A 645-nucleotide genomic window follows, 5' to 3' on the forward strand; every position below is an offset into this window, starting at 1 on the left:
GTCCAACGGGGCTGCCGCTGAGCCGCGAGCGTCAGCGAGACGGGCTCGTGCGGCGTGTTATACGTTCCCCTTCATTTTTTCAAGCTGTTGAATCACTTCTGGCACCTTCCCTTGCCCCTCGTGCCCGACCAGAGTTTTCAGATGCTTGATTGTTGTTTCAATCGTGACGTGCGGCCTCAAATCGAACGGCTGGATCAGCTTCCAGGTTTTGTCTTCCTTGACAAGCCTAAAAACATAATTTTCCGTCTCTTTTAGTCGAACTACTTCAACTGCGCCAGGGACTTCACCGATGATTTCATAGGCTACGGATGCAATCGCAAGATCCTTTCCTTTTACTTTTTTATTTTCGATCGACTTCAGTTTGTAACTTTTGACCAAACTCACTGTGTCCCATCCGGGCGCAGCTTCCTCTCCGGGGACCAATATCTTTTCAAGACCTGACTCGACAAAATTGTCTGTTCCGAGATTTGCACCAGCCAGGTCGGCTTGGATGTATTTTTCAACAACTGCACGAATAGCAGAAACTTCAGCCTCTTTATTTTTTTTATCAAAGTGGCTCTTGAACAGGAACAAGCTTACAGCAGAAATTAAGATGACAATCAGGATTAGGCGAAGTTTCTTCATTTTTCGTCCTGTATAACGGCT

General features: G+C 46.5%; 1 protein-coding gene. It reads right to left on the reverse strand.

Annotated features, from left to right (window positions below; genetic code table 11):
- Positions 1-57: 57 nt before the first annotated feature.
- Positions 58-645 (reverse strand): hypothetical protein (locus ML541_RS18830; RefSeq protein WP_243375615.1); only part of this gene is annotated, 588 nt, incomplete at its 5' end.

It is taken from the genome of Geotalea sp. SG265 (assembly GCF_022808985.1).
GTDB lineage: Bacteria > Desulfobacterota > Desulfuromonadia > Geobacterales > Geobacteraceae > Geotalea.